The sequence below is a fragment of the Rhodococcus sp. 24CO genome (assembly GCF_050586165.1).
GTDB lineage: Bacteria > Actinomycetota > Actinomycetes > Mycobacteriales > Mycobacteriaceae > Rhodococcus_F.
Window position 1 is genome coordinate 476,364 of sequence record NZ_JAZFNF010000002.1, and the last position, 16,943, is coordinate 493,306.

Consider the following 16,943-nt stretch of genomic DNA (forward strand, 5'->3'; position numbering starts at 1 on the left):
AATGATGTTGTACGCGTTATGATCCCTCCCATTCAGATGGAGGAATTCGGGAACGCCCGTGTTCACGATGAGGCAGGCGTCAGTTTTCAGAGTGGCATGATCGACAGTATGCGTGCAGTGGTGGACTGGTTCGATGTCAGAGCAGATCCCGTGGGTAAGTTGCCGAAGCTGATTGGCTACGCGACGGCAATGGTCGAAATAGTCTCGATGGGGCTGGACGGTCGCTTCGTCGGAGTGACATTGCTGCTCACTGTCGCAGCCTGCGTGCTGGTCTCGGTGAAGACCGTCCCACCTAAGCTAGTCTGTGCGGGCTTTGTGCTCGGGATCTGCGCCAACGAGATGTTCGCCGACCCAAAGGCCGTCACTGTCATTGTGATGGCGTACGTGTGGCTGTTCGACATGTCAGTCGCACGACCCAGATCCGAAGCCTTGATCTACGTGCTTTGGGTTGGTGGGTCCCTCTGCGCGGCGCATATTCTGGGTGCGCGCTTGTCGATCGCCACATTGACGGTACTGGTCTACGCCTTGTGGGCGGCGGTAGTAGCGTCGCTCGGTGCGGCCATTCAGTCGCAGAGACTGTATGTGGCAAGTGTCGTAGATCGTGCCGCCCGAGCCGAGCGAACCAAGGAGGAAACTGCTCTGCGACGCGTTGCAGAAGAACGGCTGCGAATTGCGCGCGAATTGCACGATGTCGTTGCACATCACATCACGGTGGTCGGAATGCAGATCAATCTCGCGCGGGCGCGCCTCGGTGGTGCCTCCGCTGATGTGGAGAGCGCTCTCGTGCAAGCAGGCGATTCCACTCATTCCGTCATCCTCGAGATGCAAGACATCCTGCAAGTGCTCCGGGATATGGGCTCTGATCAGAGTGAGGCATTGGCGCCGGCTGACGTTGGCTCTTCCGATCTCGGCCAACTGGTGCAGTCGTTCGCGCTACTGGAGAACCCTCCTCGTTTGGGCGTCGAGGGTGTTCCGCCGCCAGATATTCCCCCCTCGGTCGACCTGGCCGTGTATCGCGTTGTGCAGGAGGCATTAACGAACGCCTACAAGCACGGAATCGGGAGGGCAGAGGTTAACGTGAACTTCGGGACGAATGCCGAGATCACGGTAACCGTGCGCAACTGCACGGCGCCCCGAATCGAACAGACCGAGGCGAGTGGATTGGGGTTGGTCGGTATGAGGGAGAGGGTTCAGGCGGTCGGGGGCAGCCTCGATATTGTCGACGATGGGCGCGTCTTCACTCTGCGAGCAGTCTTTCCCCCTCGGCGTCGTCATCACTCGGCGTAGACTTCTCGCACTGTGATGTCTGTACGAGTTCTCGTCGTCGATGATCAACCTGCAATCCGGGCCAGTTTGTGCGAGCTTCTCGAAGTCGCAGAGGATGTTTCGGTGGTAGGGGAGGCGGGAAATGGAGACGAAGCTGTGGCCTTGGCTCAAGTCGTGCTTCCCTCGGTCGTTGTGCTCGACCTCAGAATGCCCCGCAGGGATGGTCTATGGGCTATCGACACGATGCGGGCAGATCCACTTCTTGCGGATACAAGAATTCTCGTCCTGACCACCTTTGAAAACGATCAGAATGTGGTGACTGCACTCCAAAAAGGAGCCAATGGGTTTATCGGGAAGACGGCTCCCCAGGAGACGCTTGTCGAGGCAGTGCGTACTGTTGCCAGTGGCGGAAGCTGGTTGTCCACCACCGCCGCGACCAGTGTGGTTCAGTACTTGAACGCAACCGCTTCTAGTCAAATGCCTTCTATCGCAATTTATCCCGGCGTCGAAGATCTGACTCAGCGTGAGCGAGAAGTGCTGAAAATGGTTGGCCGGGGTCTTACAAACGTCGAAATTGCAGATGAACTGACAATCTCCCAATACACGGTCAAGACTCATGTCAACAGGGCGATGATGAAACTGGGTGTGACGGATCGGTCCGGACTTGTCGTGATCGCATACCGTAGCGGTCTTGTTCCCCCCTCTGATTGTGAGGGCGGCTAGCGAGACGTACTGCGTGTGCAGTACATGGATACTGCGCAGGGACGACGCCGCAATATTCCTTCTCGACGATCCTTGAAGACAGTTCTGTTGCTGTCGTAGAGAAGGATTGAAATGGGTCGATTGTTGTACAGATTGGGCACTTTCAGTGCTACCCACCGCAAAACTGTCTTGGCTGCATGGGTGGCAATCATGGCTGCGGTGCTCGTCGGGTTGATGTCAGGTCCGCAAACCAACGCGGATAGCTTCGAAATCCCTGGTACCGAATCGAGTGACGCCCTCGATACACTCACGGAGAAGTTCCCAACGTCGAGCGGGGGCGATGTCACCAGTCTCGAGGTTGTCTTCCATGCGAATGGCCCGTTGAGTGACCCCGCACTTTCGGCAGCCGTCACAGATACCGTAGCTGCGTTAGGGCAAGTTCAAGACGTAGTGATGGCGACGAATCCGCTTAGCGACAGAACATTTCGTGTATCCGCCGATGGGGAGACGGCAGTCTCCACCGTTACCTACACTCTCACCGATGACGCTGACAAAGGGGAATTGCAGGACCGTCTCGAGCAGGTAGCTGCTCGAGGTTCAGTGCAAGGTATTGACGTCATCGTGGGAGGAGACCTAGGAGTCGAAGGACCCCATCTGTTCGGTCCGAGTGAGATCATCGGTGTTGCGATTGCCTTCCTTGTCCTGATGATCACGTACGGCTCGCTTGTTGCAGCCGGAGTGAACATGCTCACTGCGCTCATCGGTGTTGCTGTCGGAATCTGTGGTGTGTTGGCCTATTCCGCGATGGCGCCGATTCAGCCGACAACTCCGATCTTGGCGGTAATGCTCGGGCTTGCAGTCGGAATCGACTACACACTATTCGTGCTGGCCCGCTTCCGCTCTGAACTGCGCGAAGGAAAATCGGTATTGGAGTCGGTCTCACGTGCAGTCGGCACTGCGGGTTCGGCGGTGGTCTTCGCCGGTGCAACAGTCGTGATCGCACTGGCAGGGTTGAGCGTCGTAGGGATCCCGTTCCTTACCGAAATGGGATTGGCTGCTGCTTTCGGGGTAATTGTGGCTGTCGCTGTGTCTTTGACGCTTTTGCCAGTCATTCTGGTGACCGTCGGGCGCCGAGTGCTTCCCCGTAAGCACCGCGACACAGACAGTAGGTCGGTCTCGGTCAAGGACTCCACGACTCCGACATTCTACGAACGCTGGGGCGCTCTCGTTGCCCACAAACCGAAGCGACTCCTGATTCCGGCCGTCGTGGCTCTCGTAGCATTGTCGGTTCCGGTGTTTTCGCTCAATACCTCGCTGAACACACCCGGAGGGGCGGACCCCAATTCGTCTCAGCGACAAGCCTATGACTTGATCTCCGAGGGATTCGGTGCAGGTTCGCAGAGTCCGATGGTGGTGCTGGTGGAGAGCGACTATGCCGGCACGGCCGGCTCTCGGGCTATCGATGCGATCTCGGGCGTGCCGTACTTGGCGTCACTGTCTCCGGTGATCATCAATGGAGACAACACCGCAGCGATGATCAACGTCATATCCGAAGGCGGGCCGAACGATCAACGCACAGCCGATTTGGTCAAGGAAATCCGCGCGGCAGTATCAGGTATACCTGATGCCTCGGTGGCTGTGACCGGAGAGACTGCTGTCTCAATTGACGTCGACGCCAAATTGCACACGGCGTTGATCATGTATATCGCCCTGATCGTGGGCCTTGCGTTCGTTCTCCTCACGGTGCTGTTCCGGTCATTCTTTGTGCCGTTGGTAGCAACCGTCGGATTCCTCTTGTCACTGGGTGCAGGAATGGGGGCGTCTGTTGCGGTCTTCCAATGGGGTTGGCTCGGAGGTCTATTCGGAGTATCGGAGGGTGCACCGATTCTCAGCTTCTTGCCGGTCATCGTTGTGGGTATTCTCTTCGGTCTCGCTATGGACTATCAAGTGTTTTTGGTGTCGCGGATCCATGAGGCACATGTGCGCGGCCTCAGTACGAAGGAAGCCGTCATTGATGGTTTCGCGCGCTCAGGGCCTGTGGTGGTAGCAGCAGCAACCATCATGGCCGCGGTTTTCGGTGGATTCATGTTGAGCGGTGACAGTCTCGTCGGTTCGATCGCTCTCGCGCTGACGGTTGGTGTCATCACGGATGCCTTCGTTGTTCGAATGATCATCGTGCCGGCAGCGATGTCGCTGATCGGGAGCAATTCGTGGTGGTTGCCGGCCAAATTGGATCGTATCTTGCCCGAGATCGATGCCGAAGGACATGATCTCGACGTAGAACCAAAGAACGAGCGCGCACCGAGGCGCGCGATGCAAACGTAGATGCGGCTTGACGTTTGAATTTACCTCAGGCGCACTGACAGCATCGACAGGCAGGATCGGCGCCCTATGGGTAATGTCGATCCTGCTTCGGCGTTCCACAGAGCATTCGCACGAGCTGATCCGTACTGACCGTGATCCGTGAGGTTGATTGCACGGGTGACGGATCTGCAGATGTTCTCACGGATGCCGTTCTTACACAGACCAACTCGATCTTCCTCGGTGGCATCGTCAACGCGCTCGGGTCGTTTGCACCAGAACGGCAGTCAACACAGCGCCGATCAACAGAAATGCGCCCACATAGATCACCAGGCCGTTCCAGCCGGCATACGCGAAAGCGATTCCTCCCAGAGCGCCAACTACGGAGCTGCCGAGGTAGTAGCTGAGCAGGTAGAGGGAAGAGGCGCCGGCTCGATTGCGCGACGCTCTGGCGCTTACCCAGCTGCTGGAGATCGAGTGGGCGCCGAAGAAGCCGATCGTAAGCAGCAGGACGCCGATCAGAACGGCGGACAAGTTGTCAGCCAGGCTGATGGCGAGTCCTGCGCCCATTAGCGCTAATAGACTGATCAACACAGATCCGCGGCCCCAGGAATCCGATATTCTGCCGGCGATTGCTGATGACGCGGCGCCGGCGAGGTACATCAGGAACACCAGTGCCACCACTGTCGGCGGGAGATTGAACGGGGCATCGAGCAACCTGTAACCGAGGTAGTTGTAGACCGTGATAAAGCCGCCCATCAACACGAATCCGAGACCGAACAGACAAAGGAGTGGACCGTCTTGCAGATGGGCTTTGAGCTGACGAGCCGTCATCGCAAGCTTGATGGGTTGTTGCGCAAAGTTTTTGGACGGCGGAATCAACCTCGTAAATGTCACCGCGAACGTGAGAGCGACAATTGTTGTCAGCTCCATGGCCCATCTCCACGTTGTGAGATCAACTGCGATGGTTGGGATCAGTCGCCCGGTGAGCCCGCCGATGGATGTGCCGGCGACGTACGTGCCCATAGCAGCGCCGAGCGATCCAGCGTCGATCTCCTCGGCCAGATATGCCATGGCTACCGCAGGCACACCTGCGCACAGCATTCCCTGCAGCGCACGACCTGCCAGAAAAAACTCGAATGATGGGCTCCATGGCAGCACCAGTCCTAAGAAGGCTGCTGACAATGCGGAGATCGACATCACTCGGACACGGCCGAATCGTTCGGACAGCATGCCGGCGGGAACGATGGAGAAGGCCAGCAATGCTGTTGTCGCCGAGACGGCCAGGGCGGAGGCAGCAGGAGAAACCCCGTAGTGCTCGGTAAACACCGGGAGCAAACCTTGGACGTAATACAGCGTCATGAATGTCGCCATTCCGGCGGCAAAAAGTGCTACCGCGGCGCGACGGTAAGCGGCGCTCCCAGGCGAATGACCAGCGCGCTCAACTAATCCGGCGGCCGGAATACGGGTTGGCTCTGAGGGGCATTTCTCCTGAGTCATGGTGAGTACGGTTACTGAGCGGTGGTGGAGATCGCCCCGGCGAACTCGTCAAGTACTCGGAGCGTGGCATCCTGGGGAAGGGTGGGCAGCGTGAACAGTACCCGCTCGACGCCGAGCGCCGCGTATATGTCCAGCGATTCACGGTCGTGAGATGCACCGAAAACTGTTACCGGCGTGTCTGTTCCAGTAACTTGGCGCATACGATCCATCTGTATGCCGAGTTCGTGGGGTGGAATGCCGATGGGCATCCATGCCTGCCCGTACTCGGCGAGTCGCGCAAATGCTCTCTCACTGACCCCACCGACGTAGATCGGAGGGTGCGGTAGTTGGACCGGCTTGGGCCAGGAGTAGATCGGGTCGAAGCTGACGAGTTCACCGTGAAAGCCCGCTTCTTCCTCTGTCCACAATTTGATGATTGCTCGTATGCGCTCATCCATCAAGCGTCCGCGACTACGTGGATTCGTACCGTGGTTACGCATCTCGTCTTCGAGCCACCCTGCCCCTACTCCGAAGACCGCCCGACCGCCGGAGATCAAGTCCAGAGTGGCAACTTCCTTCGCTGTGATGATCGGGTCGCGTTGCGCTACCAACGCGATCCCGGTGCCGAGCAGCAAGGTCTTGGTGACTGCCGCAACTGCGCCCAGGGCAACAAAGGGGTCAACTGTTCGGTAGTACTCGCGAGCGAGTGTGAAGTCTGGGCTCGGTGACTGCCAACTCGTGGGGATATGAGTGTGCTCGGCCAGGAACAGTGCGTCGATGCCACGTTCTTCGAGGCCAGTGCCCAATGCAGTGGGTCTGATGCTCTCGTCGGTCAGGAATGTAGAAACGCCGTATTTCATTCTTGGGCCTTCCGTGATGGTGTCGGTAACCGTAGACGTTACGACACTTCATTCCAATTTGGAACTGCATAATATTTTGGTACTCAGTTTCAAGAAGATACCGCTGTATAGTTGCGCCATGGCGAGTGTCGTAGGTGCATCGGAGGGATCCCCGGAGGTTCCGGGTTTGCGAGACCGGATGCGTCAAGCGATGCGAGTCGAGGTGGGCGAGGTTGCATGCCGGCTTTTCGCTGAGCGTGGATTCGACAAAACCACGGTCGATCAGATTGCTGCTGAGGCAGGTTTGTCGAGAACCAGTGTTTTCCGGTACTTCGGTACAAAGGAAGATATCGCGCTGGGGTCCATGGACACGTGGGGTGAACAGATTGCTCTCAGGTTGGCAGGCCGGCCCGAGCGCGAATCGTCGTGGCTCGCGCTGAGGCGTTGTTTCGATGTGATGGTGGAGGCTCGCGACCAGTCCCCGGAATCGGAACTGCCATATTGGCGAATGCTGTGCGAAACTCCTGAACTCAAATCCCGCCATTGGGAACGGCAACTGGGTTGGCAGGAAGCATTGATACCCGAGGTCGTGCGACGGCACTCCGCAGGACCGACCGGTGTGGCGAATCTCGAGGCACGGGTGCTGGTCAGTTCTGCACTCGTATGCTTGGGTATCGCGACTGATGCATGGCTGGCCGACAATGGTGATACCCGAATGTCGGATCTGTTGGACAGTGCTATGAGTACGCTAGTCCCGCTATGAGACTCGACTGATTGCAGCTGCTGGACAGTGGCCGTCGTCGAAGGCACTCTGGTGATGAGGCACGCACGAATGGATTCGGTTCGGCCACGAGGCTTGCTTCACAGGCCGTCGCCGACTATGGGTGCCTCGAGGAAATGCTCTGCGCACATGGTCGCCAATGGTCGAGAACGTCGATCCGCGCGGACGGCGTTCGTTCGACTTAACCGAAACTGCTACGGGTGCAGGCTGATCGACACTGTTCACGACACACTCCTCACGAACATTCGAGAACTGAGATGGTCTTCGGACAATCACGTAGGCCGATCTGCGATACAAGTCCGATTTGGCTCAACTTGTCGAGGCGGGCGAACTCAACCCCTAGTAGTAGGTAAGAGGACTGCATACTCATATCAAAGCCCTTGAACGAACGGTCATTCGAGGGGCTCTCCCGGTGAATGGAAACCTTCCGTAATAAGCCGTCTCACGCGGAAGTCAGTAGCACGAAATTGAATCGGAGCGAGTTTCCGTGGGACGTGGTGTCCGAGCTTCCGGAGTTGGTTTGCCGCTCTGACGCTCTCTCGGTGACTCGTGCTTGTGTGTCCGCCTCACGAGCGTGTTTGGGTGTGAGCGCCAGCGTTCGTCGCCTGGCTGTGGCACAGGTTCGGGTCTGTCGGATTCCCGTTTATCGGGAAGATGAGTTCGACGCCGTAACCCCGTCATATAGCGTTTTTCGGCGTGGCTGCGAATCGTCAAGGGCTGCAAGCGACCGTATAGTTCCGCCCGGCCAACCAGACTGGTACGGATGGTCAGACGGGCGAAATTCTGCTGGGCAGCCAATGTGCTTTACATAGTTCGATTGACGTCGGGGTCGTGCCTGACACAGCGACGACCCTCGTGCGGTCGTGAAGGAGCGCCGATGCACCGAGCAGTTGAAACGACGGACTCCGTATCCGAAATAGTCGTTGAGGGGGAGGGCAGTTCGGCCGACAGTGCACCGGTGGACCGGAAGGCGCGCATTGGGGTGATGATGCTGTGCGCCGCGGGTATAGCGATGTCCCTGACACAAACGTTAATAATGCCGCTTATCCCGATGTTGCCGATGATGCTTGATACTTCTGCTGGGAATGCGTCATGGGCTGTGACCGTGACGATGGCCGTTGGAGCGGTAGCGACACCGATAGCCGGTCGTTTGGGCGACATGTACGGCAAGCGACGGCTACTGCTGCTATGTATTGCGTCGGTCGCTGCAGGGTCAATGGTTTGTGCGGTTTCGTCATCGCTTCCGCTTTTCCTCGTAGGTCGGGCATTGCAGGGTCTCGGTGTTGCTTTCGTTTCGGTCGGGATCAGCGTGATGCGTGAGTTCCTGTCTGCGAAACGTTTGGGTGTTGCGGTTGGAATGATGAGCTCGTCGATGGCTGTGGGTGGCGCTCTGGGGCTTCCATTCGCTGCCTTCGTTGCAGAGGCATTCGGTTGGCGGGTGTTGTTCTGGGTCGGAGCGGCAGGGTCGGTGGTTTGCTTCGGGGGTATCTATGCCCTGGTTTCCCCCAGCCGAATCCGCATGGGGGGTCGCTTCGATCTGATCGGTGCGCTTGGCCTCGCACTGGTTCTGCTCACCTTGCTACTGCCAGTGAGCAAGGGCTTGGATTGGGGTTGGACGAGTCCGGTCACGTTGTCGTTGTGTGGGTTGTCTGTGCTGGCTTTCGCTGGTTGGTTGGCGTACGAACGTCGACGGGTCAATCCACTTTTGGATCTGGGTATCGCATCCCGGCGCACAGTTGTGTTGGCAAATATTGTCGGTCTCACCGCGGCCTTCGCTTTTTACGGGATGGAGCTAGCTCCGATCCAGATGTTGATGGCCCCGACCTCAACTCCGCATGGCTTGGGAGTCACGATGCTCACTGCTGGTTTGCTCATGGCTCCTGCCGGGCTCGTGGCATTCGTATCGTCGAATATCGGCGCTCGAATGGGAGCGTCCTTGGGGACGCGGCGCACTCTCGTGATTGCGGGATGCTTGCTATGCGTCGCTTTGCTCGCCATGTTGATTGCACTTGCTGTCAAGTGGGAATTCCCGGCGGTTTATCTCGTCGCTGTAACGTGTTTCGTCGGTGCATCTGTCGGAATTTCCTACGCAATTTTGCCCACTCTCATCATGGAAGCTACGCCGGTCGAGCAGACGGGAGAAGCCAACGGCCTCAATGCACTGATGCGCATCATCGGCTTGGCGCTGTCTGCCGCTGTCGTAGGCATGATTTTGGCGAACAACCTCACGCCGATTCCAGAGTCGGGGCTAAGCGTGCCATCGCCGTCCGGATACATGTGGTCCACGGCGATTGCACTAGCTGCGAGCGTTGTGACTGTAATTGCCGCACTACTTCTACCCCGAAGCGGGTACACACAGACAAAGTAAGGATCTCACCCGTTCTATCTAGGTGTGAATTGCTTTGAGGGCGTTCGAAGTAGCCGATCCACTCGACCTGAGGGTGTGGAGCGACGACTGACTCATCGAGTCAGTTCGGATCGAACATGGGATGTGGCCCATTAACGACGGACGGGATGTCCAGCGTGATCTTCGCTTCACTGGTCAGGGCTGCAGACTGGGAGTCGTTCCGTAAGTGCTGTTCTCGATCACACCCTCTGTGGTCACGTTGAGAGTGCCTGCGTACCCAGCCATGTAGAACTCCGGCGGGACACGGACCCGGGCGATCAGGCTTGTGGGTAGTCCACGTCCCGGCCGGTGCTCAAGTCTGAGCATTCCACGTGATCGGCGTGGTGCGCGCGCAGATACGCGTTGGCGCCGCTGTCGCCCGCCAGGGAAGCAATCAGGGCCGGCCAGTGATTGCGGCCGATGACGACGGGATGTCCTGGGATGCCGTGAAATACAGCGCGTCGGAGGTCATCTGACTGAACCGTCGGGCCGATCACTCGGGTAATGGTGTCGACATCGAGGTCTGGCAGGTCGACAAGGGTGATGACCGCGGCAACAGCATCCAGGTTCTGCGCCGCCTCCAGGCCCGAGCGTAGTGATTCGCTCATGCCTTTCTGCCAGTTTGATTCCACCACAAGGGTATCGGTGAACTCAGGTGGAAGGAGTGCTGCGGCGTCGGCTGCTCGAGCTCCGAGCACCACGATAACCGGCGAGCAGCCCGCGTCGCGGAGAGTCGACACACCGCGGCGTAGCCATGATCGGCCGTCGGCGTCGAACTTCAAGGCCTTGGGTGTGCCCATGCGGGATCCTCCGCCTGCGGCCAAGAGGATCCCGCACGATGTCATTGAACCTAAGCTCCGGTAACGCGAGGGCGCAGCCACTCGACAAGATCGTTCAGAACTTCTTCCTGCTCAGGCTCGTTGAAGATTTCGTGGTACAGGCCGTCGTAGACCTTCAGGGTCACGTCAGGGGAGCCTGCGAGGTCAGCGACCAGCTTGCTTCCGGCGGGGTCGGTGAGTCTGTCGGCTGAACCATGCTGCAGTAGAACAGGAATGGTGAGTGAGGGCAGGCGGGCTGGGAATCCTTCTGCCGCCGTGATCATTCCGCGCGCAATGCCGGCCGGAACCTTGCCGTGATGGACCAGCGGATCTGCGTTGTACTTGTCGACAACCTTCTGATCGCGAGACACCGCCGCAGCTTCCAGGCTCTCGACCGGAACGTCAGGGAGGTACTTGCCGAGGAACTTGCCCACCTGCATGACGATTTTGGGAGTACCGGTGGCGATGATCACGGCAGGTCCGGAAAGCGCCAATGCCTTGAGGTCCGATTGATGATCCAGGGCGTACGAGAGTGCAATCGCGCCGCCCATGCTGTGACCGAGAAGGAACTTGTCCTTGCCGGGGTAGGCGGCGGTGGCGATACCGAACAGGGTGTTGACGTCGTCGGTGAAGTCGGAGAATTCCTTGAGGTGAACGCGCTTGCCGCCGGAGCGTCCGTGCCCACGATGATCGGGTGCGTACACGACCAGACCGAGTTCACCCAGTCTCGCGGCCACGTGGTCGTAGCGCCGAGCATGCTCCCCGAGTCCGTGGCACAGGACAAGGATGCCGGTGGGCTCGCGGTCCGGCGTCCACACGTCGTAGACGATCTTGGTGCCGGACACTCCGGTGAACGACGACTCTTCACGCTGCATTGTTGTGCCCTCTCTCCCCACCGGTTCCGGTGCGCGGATTCTTCACATGTTATGCGCCGGGACCGGCCGATTGGGCGATACGGAACCCCAAGTCGTCGATTGCGAAGCTCGGGTGGCTACGACGCCGAACGCTGGCTCCGCAACCGCGTGCACTTTCCGCCCAACTGCCACCGCGGAAGATGCGGTAAGTGCCGTATACCTCCGGGTCGTACAGATCCCAGCACCATTCCCAGACGTTGCCGATCATGTCGTGGAGTCCCCACACGTTCGGGGCCTTCGATCCGACCGGATGGGGCGTATCGCTGGAGTTTCCTTCGTACCAGGCAATTTCGTCGATCGGGCCGTAGCGATACCCGGGAGTTCCGGCTTTGCAGGCGTACTGCCATTCCGCTTCGGTGGGGAGTCGGTAGCCATTCGACGCGCGATCCCAGGTAGGAGATTCGCCGTCGATGTCGTGATAGGCAGGTGCCAGTCCGGCCTGCACCGACAGGTTGTTGCACTCCGCAATTGCGTCGATCCATGACACGTTGACCTTGGGATTCGCCGATTCGCGCATGGTCGTGACGTAACGTGCCAGCCGGAACGGAGCGACGTCGACGCTCCACTGGGTGCCCTTGCGGTCGTCGCGCAGATCGACCACGCCGCCGGGTATGTCGACCATCAACTCCGATGCGGTGCTCACTTTTCTCCCTCTGCGTTCGAGTAATTGCATCCGTCGAAGGCGTCGGCGTCAATAGTTTTGCTCAGCTCAGGTTTCGATCGGGCGGAGAATCGGTGAGTATGGCGCGTCGATGCCGTGTTGCTCGAACGCCGTCAAAGCGGAGCGGGCAAATGCACGCTGTACTGCCCACTGCCGTCCGGGTTTGACCTGGGCGGTTACCCGGATGGTAATCGATTCTGCAGTAACGGAATTGACTCCCAACATCTCCGGCTTTTCGATCATGTCCGACCGGATGGTGTCGGATTCAGCCGCCTCGAGAACGGCCCGTGTTGCGACTTCGCATGCCCGGTGCACGTTGGCATTGTGAGCGATGGGGAGATCGAGTACAGCGGTCGCATAGCCCTGACTCATGTTTCCGACTCGGAGAATCTCGCCGTTACGGCAGTACCACAACGTTCCGTTTGCATCTCGGACTGTTGTGACACGCAGACCGACGGTTTCGACAGTGCCCACCGCATCCCCCAGATCTACAACGTCGCCGACGCCGTATTGGTCTTCGAGCAACATGAAGATTCCGGAGAGGAAGTCGCGCACCAGATTTTGTGCGCCGAAACCGATGGCAAGGCCGATGACGCCGGCAGAGGCGATGAACGGGGCAACATTGACCCCCAGGATCCCGAGTACCTGCAGCACGCACCACGTCAGGATGAAGATGGAGACAGTCGATTTGAGGACGGAACCAATGGTGCGGGCACGCTGCGTTCTTCGCGCGTTGACCGAAGGCTTGCGCCCGTTCGACATTCGATCGATCACACGGTGCAGAGCGAATCGCAGAATGACCGCCAGCACCACGTAGATCGCGATTTCGATGGGTCGGTGGATGAGCCAGTCTCGATTGGTATCGGTCAGTTGCCAGGCCTGTATTTCGGAAATCATCCCCACGCAGTCTACGGATTCTGCCGGATCGGGGCATCACTGCAGCGCATGGCTCAGATCGGGAGGTGATGGCCTCTCCAGTCGGTACGACTACGCTTGACGCATGGCTGCGTTCACCGGAATTCCTGTTGCTGCACTCGACTTCTACGAGGATCTCGAAGCTGACAACAGCAAGGTGTGGTGGGCGGCCAACAAGGAGACGTACGACGAGATCGTTCGTCGACCGATGGCGGCATTGGCTACGGAATTGGAAGACGAATTCGGTACAGCCAAACTGTTTCGGCCGTACCGTGACGTGCGTTTCTCGAAAGACAAGATTCCGTACAAGACTCACCAAGGTGCTTTTGTAGGCCTCGCCCAGAGTTGCGGCTATTACGTTCAGATCGATGCAGCGGGCCTGATGGTTGCCGGGGGCTTCTACGCCAGCACGTCCGAAACGATTGCCCGGTACCGGGCGGCGGTCGACGACGACGTCCGAGGCCCGGAACTGGAGAAAATACTCGCAGGTGTGCGCAAGGCCGGATTCACGGTCGGTGGTGACACGCTCAAGACAGCACCGCGCGGGTACACCGTCGATCACCCACGCATCGAACTGTTGCGGCACAAGTCGTTGACGGCCGGATTGAGCTATCCCAGCCCGTCGTGGTTGGACAGTCCTCGGACGCTGAAGGAAGTCCGCAAAGCGTGGCGCGCATTGACTCCGTTGGTCGAGTGGTCCGGGCAGGTGCTGGGGGCAAACTGAGAACAGTGGCCGGAACCGAACACTTCTGGGCCGGTCGCGACGATGCGCGGTACGTACTCTATTAGGGCATCCTTATTCGCTCGTGAAGGGCGGATGATCACGTTCTTCTGGAAGGTCCGCGCACATGCCCGCTTCATCTACCCTGTTGCTCCCGCGGGGGTACACCGATAATCGCATCGTCTCGAATCTGACTCGACGCCAATTCGGAATCGGTGCAGGAATCGCCGGATTGGGTGCTTTTCTCGCGGCGTGCGGCGAGAGCGGAAGTAGTGCAGGCGCATACGAAATGCGGTCGGTGACCACCCCGCTCGGAACGTACGATATTCCCGTCGAGCCTAAGCGCGTTGTCGCGATCGACTCGCGGCTTGATCTCGAACCTGCTGTGGCGCTGGAGCTTCCGCTTGTCGGATACACCTACGCAAAGGCCACACCCTGGGTGCCCGTCGACGCATCGGTGCCTTTCCTGTCCGAAATCCCGAATCGTGAGCAGATTCTTGCGCTCGAACCTGACTTGATCGTGTGCCTCAATTATGAGAGTGAGTGGTGGCCGGTTAGCGAAATGCAGACCATCGCACCGGTTCTCACCACCGAGTTCACCGACGACTGGCGAACCAACCTCACCAGGTTGTCGGGCTGGCTCGGCCGAACCGAGACACTCGACCAGTTGATTCTCAACTATGACAACCTGATTGCGGATATTCAATCGCGCCATGCCGAGAAGATCGCGTCGAAGACGGTCGCTAGTGTGTCGTTCCTACCGGACACCAACACTCTGTACGTCACCAGTATTCGTACGTCTGAGAAGGGTGACAAGCCCAGTGACATGACGCTCGGCGATATCGGCGGAAAGACTGTCACTGCGGAAGGTCTGGATCCGGAAGGTGGCGTCAGTCTCGAGGGTCTGGACGTACTGGCCGGCGTCGACGGTTTCATGATCACCGAGGACGAGGACAGTGCGGCGTACCAGGCATTGGTGGCCAGCAAGCTGTGGCAGCGACTCCCGGCGGTGCAGGCAGGCAACGTCACCAACCTCGGCGGATCGACCTTCTACGGTTCGATCTACACCATTTCGTACGTCGCCCAAGGTTGGGACGCTCTGTACGCCAAAATCAACTGACACCGAAGCGATGACTTCCGGCGATTGTGGCGGTCTAATCAGGGAAGGAGATGTTCTCCAACCCTAGGAGATTGTCATGGAGACAGTGCGCTCCGCGGACGGAACAATCATCGCGTACGAACGCTCCGGCGCGGGACCTGCAGTGGTTCTTGTTGCCGGAGCGTTTTGCGACCGGCATTGGTTCGACTCCCTGGTTGCGGAGTTGGCAGGGGATTTCACGGTGTATTCCTACGACAGGCGTGGTCGCGGAGACAGCGGCGACGGCGGTGCGTATTCCATCGGAGCCGAGGTGGAGGACTTGCGCGCTGTTGTCGCCGCTACCGGGGAGGTACCGCTGGTCTACGGGCTATCTTCGGGCGCCGCACTGGCGTTGGAAGCTGCGTCGCAGGGCGTTCCGATAAGGAAGCTGGCCGTCTACGAGGCGCCGTACATGGACGAAGGTCAGGCGGATGCCGCTGCGTTGGGTGACCTCCGCCGATTGGTTGTCGCCGGGGACAAGGAGGGGGCCGTGGTCCGGTTCCTTGCACTGACCGGTGCGTCGTCGCACATGGTCGAGGAGATGAAGCGCAGCCCTGACTGGCCGGACATGTGCAGAATTGCTCATACCTTGCCGTACGACGTCGCCATCTGTAACCACGGCAGTGAGTCGCTCGATTGGCTGACCTCGGCTGCCGTTCCCACGTTGGTCATGTACGGCGGCGACAGTGGGCAGTGGGGCCGCTCCTCGGCGGCGCGAATCAGCGAAAGGATCGTGGGAGCAAAGGCGCTGGAGATTCCAGGCCAGGCGCACGGTGTGTCCGACAATGCAATTGTGCCGGTATTGCGCGAGTTCTTTTCTTGACAGCCGATCGTCAACCTAGGGTTGACGACTCTCATGCGTCAACCTAGGGTTGACGCATGAGTGATCCAGTGAAGATGACAAACCAAGTCCGACTCGACGATCTCATCGCTGCCATCAAGAAAGTTCACACCGACGCGTTGGATCAATTGACCGACGCAATGGTCGCCGCCGATCATCTCGGTGAAGTAGCTGATCACCTGATCGGTCACTTCGTAGACCAGGCGCGGCGCTCAGGCGCGTCGTGGACCGACATCGGTCGGAGCATGGGCGTCTCCAAACAAGCTGCGCAGAAGCGTTTTGTGCCGAAAGCGGCTGGTGAGGGCAAGTTGATGGTTCCCGAAGACGGTTTCAGCCGGTTCACGGTTCGGGCCAAGAATGTGGTCATGGCCGCGCAGAACGAAGCCCGAGCGGCGGGTAATGCGGAGATTCGACCCGAACATCTTGTTCTCGGGCTCCTGACCGAACCGGAAGCGTTAGGACCGGCGGCTATTGCAGCGCAGGGGATCGAACTTGCCGCAGTGCGCGCGGCCATCGTAGAGGGTTTGCCTGCGGCCGAATCAGAGGAGTTGCCGCAACTCATCCCGTACGACGCTCAATCCCGGAAGGTTCTCGAACTGACCTTCCGTGAGGCTCTTCGCTTGGGGCACAACTACATCGGCACCGAACACATCTTGTTAGCACTGCTGGAACTCGAGGACGGTTCCGGTGTTCTGAGCGACCTCGGCGTCGACAAGGCTGTCGCGGAATCGAATATCGAGGCCGCGGTGTCTGCTGTGATCAAAGCCCGTGGGGACGATCAAGAGTAGTAGGAGAAACAGAAGAGGGCCGCACCCTTGCGGGTACGACCCTCTTCTTGTGTCACTGACTAGACAGCGCGCACATTGGTGGCCTGGGGGCCCTTCTGGCCCTGGCCAACCTCGAACTCCACACGCTGGTTCTCGTCGAGCGACTTGTAGCCGTTGCCTGAGATCTCAGAGTAGTGAACGAACACGTCCGGTGTTCCGTCGTCGGGAGCAATGAAACCAAAGCCCTTTTCGCCGTTGAACCACTTCACGATGCCCTGTGCCATACAAATACTCCCTACAAAATCGATCCGGGTTTCACATCGAAGTCCCGATCTCGATTCCCCTATCCTCCCATGCCGCCCATCTGGGCGCACGCCCGCGTACGAAAACGCACTTCAGATGGGGTGAATCGGG

At 58.9% G+C, this 16,943-nt stretch carries 16 protein-coding genes; 9 read left to right on the top strand and 7 right to left on the bottom strand.

The genetic code is table 11. From position 1 onward, the window contains the following. Positions 1-18 precede the first annotated feature (18 nt). From V2B23_RS06455 to V2B23_RS06465, 3 genes are all read left to right on the top strand, one after another. Positions 19-1,287: a sensor histidine kinase gene (locus tag V2B23_RS06455; protein WP_430949585.1), complete on the top strand. Its 1,269-nt coding sequence runs from the start codon at positions 19-21 to the stop codon at positions 1,285-1,287. A gap of 15 nt (positions 1,288-1,302) precedes the next feature. Then, positions 1,303-1,989: a response regulator gene (locus V2B23_RS06460; RefSeq protein ID WP_430949745.1), complete on the top strand. Its 687-nt coding sequence runs from the start codon at positions 1,303-1,305 to the stop codon at positions 1,987-1,989. Positions 1,990-2,100: 111 nt separating this feature from the next. Further along, the gene (locus V2B23_RS06465) at positions 2,101-4,293 is read left to right on the top strand and encodes an MMPL family transporter (protein WP_430949586.1); all 2,193 of its coding nucleotides are present in this window, start codon (positions 2,101-2,103) and stop codon (positions 4,291-4,293) included. A 228-nt stretch (positions 4,294-4,521) separates the two neighbouring features. Here the strand turns inward: V2B23_RS06465 and V2B23_RS06470 are convergent, their stop codons facing one another. Then, on the bottom strand, positions 4,522-5,769 hold the full coding sequence (locus V2B23_RS06470; RefSeq protein ID WP_430949587.1) for an MFS transporter: 1,248 nt from the start codon (positions 5,767-5,769) through the stop codon (positions 4,522-4,524). 11 nt (positions 5,770-5,780) lie between these two features. Continuing rightward, positions 5,781-6,608 (bottom strand): LLM class F420-dependent oxidoreductase, encoded by an 828-nt coding sequence (locus V2B23_RS06475; RefSeq protein ID WP_430949588.1) that lies wholly within the window; start codon positions 6,606-6,608, stop codon positions 5,781-5,783. A gap of 118 nt (positions 6,609-6,726) precedes the next feature. On the opposite strand from V2B23_RS06475, the gene V2B23_RS06480 reads away from it, so the two are divergent. Further along, a complete protein-coding gene (locus V2B23_RS06480) occupies positions 6,727-7,350 on the top strand; it encodes a TetR family transcriptional regulator (RefSeq protein ID WP_430949589.1) in 624 nt (207 codons plus the stop codon). An 895-nt stretch (positions 7,351-8,245) separates the two neighbouring features. Beyond that, a complete protein-coding gene (locus V2B23_RS06485; protein ID WP_430949590.1) occupies positions 8,246-9,736 on the top strand; it encodes an MFS transporter in 1,491 nt (496 codons plus the stop codon). Between the two features lie 296 nt (positions 9,737-10,032). On the opposite strand, the gene V2B23_RS06490 is transcribed toward V2B23_RS06485, so the two are convergent. The 4 genes from V2B23_RS06490 to V2B23_RS06505 form a co-directional block, all read right to left on the bottom strand. Continuing rightward, positions 10,033-10,599, bottom strand: a complete 567-nt coding sequence (locus V2B23_RS06490; protein WP_430949591.1) for a nucleotidyltransferase family protein — start codon at positions 10,597-10,599, stop codon at positions 10,033-10,035. Between the two features lie 5 nt (positions 10,600-10,604). Further along, complete coding sequence (locus V2B23_RS06495; RefSeq protein WP_336880482.1) at positions 10,605-11,447, bottom strand: alpha/beta hydrolase; 843 nt, start codon at positions 11,445-11,447, stop codon at positions 10,605-10,607. A 49-nt stretch (positions 11,448-11,496) separates the two neighbouring features. Continuing rightward, positions 11,497-12,108: a formylglycine-generating enzyme family protein gene (locus V2B23_RS06500; RefSeq protein ID WP_430949746.1), complete on the bottom strand. Its 612-nt coding sequence runs from the start codon at positions 12,106-12,108 to the stop codon at positions 11,497-11,499. A gap of 87 nt (positions 12,109-12,195) precedes the next feature. After that, positions 12,196-13,044: a mechanosensitive ion channel family protein gene (locus tag V2B23_RS06505; protein WP_430949592.1), complete on the bottom strand. Its 849-nt coding sequence runs from the start codon at positions 13,042-13,044 to the stop codon at positions 12,196-12,198. Positions 13,045-13,147: 103 nt separating this feature from the next. Between V2B23_RS06505 and V2B23_RS06510 the strand changes: the two genes are divergently transcribed. The 4 genes from V2B23_RS06510 to V2B23_RS06525 all read left to right on the top strand — a co-directional run bounded on the left by V2B23_RS06510 (position 13,148) and on the right by V2B23_RS06525 (position 16,550). Next, complete coding sequence (locus V2B23_RS06510; RefSeq protein ID WP_430949593.1) at positions 13,148-13,786, top strand: DUF2461 domain-containing protein; 639 nt, start codon at positions 13,148-13,150, stop codon at positions 13,784-13,786. A gap of 124 nt (positions 13,787-13,910) precedes the next feature. Then, positions 13,911-14,903, top strand: coding sequence for an ABC transporter substrate-binding protein (locus V2B23_RS06515; RefSeq protein WP_430949594.1), 993 nt, complete (start codon positions 13,911-13,913; stop codon positions 14,901-14,903). Positions 14,904-14,979: 76 nt separating this feature from the next. Next, positions 14,980-15,744: an alpha/beta fold hydrolase gene (locus V2B23_RS06520; protein WP_430949595.1), complete on the top strand. Its 765-nt coding sequence runs from the start codon at positions 14,980-14,982 to the stop codon at positions 15,742-15,744. A 56-nt stretch (positions 15,745-15,800) separates the two neighbouring features. Further along, a complete protein-coding gene (locus V2B23_RS06525) occupies positions 15,801-16,550 on the top strand; it encodes a Clp protease N-terminal domain-containing protein (RefSeq protein WP_430949596.1) in 750 nt (249 codons plus the stop codon). 59 nt (positions 16,551-16,609) lie between these two features. Here V2B23_RS06525 and V2B23_RS06530 read toward each other — a convergent pair whose 3' ends face one another. Further along, complete coding sequence (locus tag V2B23_RS06530; RefSeq protein ID WP_003939930.1) at positions 16,610-16,813, bottom strand: cold-shock protein; 204 nt, start codon at positions 16,811-16,813, stop codon at positions 16,610-16,612. Positions 16,814-16,943: the final 130 nt, after the last annotated feature.

Bases quoted from the DNA above. Each gene is read 5' to 3' on its own strand.
- V2B23_RS06455 (WP_430949585.1), top strand. From the start codon at position 19: ATGATCCCTCCCATTCAGATGGAGGAATTCGGGAACGCCCGTGTTCAC.
- V2B23_RS06460 (WP_430949745.1), top strand. From the start codon at position 1,303: ATGTCTGTACGAGTTCTCGTCGTCGATGATCAACCTGCAATCCGGGCC.
- V2B23_RS06465 (WP_430949586.1), top strand. From the start codon at position 2,101: ATGGGTCGATTGTTGTACAGATTGGGCACTTTCAGTGCTACCCACCGC.
- V2B23_RS06470 (WP_430949587.1), bottom strand. From the start codon at position 5,769: ATGACTCAGGAGAAATGCCCCTCAGAGCCAACCCGTATTCCGGCCGCC.
- V2B23_RS06475 (WP_430949588.1), bottom strand. From the start codon at position 6,608: ATGAAATACGGCGTTTCTACATTCCTGACCGACGAGAGCATCAGACCC.
- V2B23_RS06480 (WP_430949589.1), top strand. From the start codon at position 6,727: ATGGCGAGTGTCGTAGGTGCATCGGAGGGATCCCCGGAGGTTCCGGGT.
- V2B23_RS06485 (WP_430949590.1), top strand. From the start codon at position 8,246: ATGCACCGAGCAGTTGAAACGACGGACTCCGTATCCGAAATAGTCGTT.
- V2B23_RS06490 (WP_430949591.1), bottom strand. From the start codon at position 10,599: ATGACATCGTGCGGGATCCTCTTGGCCGCAGGCGGAGGATCCCGCATG.
- V2B23_RS06495 (WP_336880482.1), bottom strand. From the start codon at position 11,447: ATGCAGCGTGAAGAGTCGTCGTTCACCGGAGTGTCCGGCACCAAGATC.
- V2B23_RS06500 (WP_430949746.1), bottom strand. From the start codon at position 12,108: ATGGTCGACATACCCGGCGGCGTGGTCGATCTGCGCGACGACCGCAAG.
- V2B23_RS06505 (WP_430949592.1), bottom strand. From the start codon at position 13,044: ATGATTTCCGAAATACAGGCCTGGCAACTGACCGATACCAATCGAGAC.
- V2B23_RS06510 (WP_430949593.1), top strand. From the start codon at position 13,148: ATGGCTGCGTTCACCGGAATTCCTGTTGCTGCACTCGACTTCTACGAG.
- V2B23_RS06515 (WP_430949594.1), top strand. From the start codon at position 13,911: ATGCCCGCTTCATCTACCCTGTTGCTCCCGCGGGGGTACACCGATAAT.
- V2B23_RS06520 (WP_430949595.1), top strand. From the start codon at position 14,980: ATGGAGACAGTGCGCTCCGCGGACGGAACAATCATCGCGTACGAACGC.
- V2B23_RS06525 (WP_430949596.1), top strand. From the start codon at position 15,801: ATGAGTGATCCAGTGAAGATGACAAACCAAGTCCGACTCGACGATCTC.
- V2B23_RS06530 (WP_003939930.1), bottom strand. From the start codon at position 16,813: ATGGCACAGGGCATCGTGAAGTGGTTCAACGGCGAAAAGGGCTTTGGT.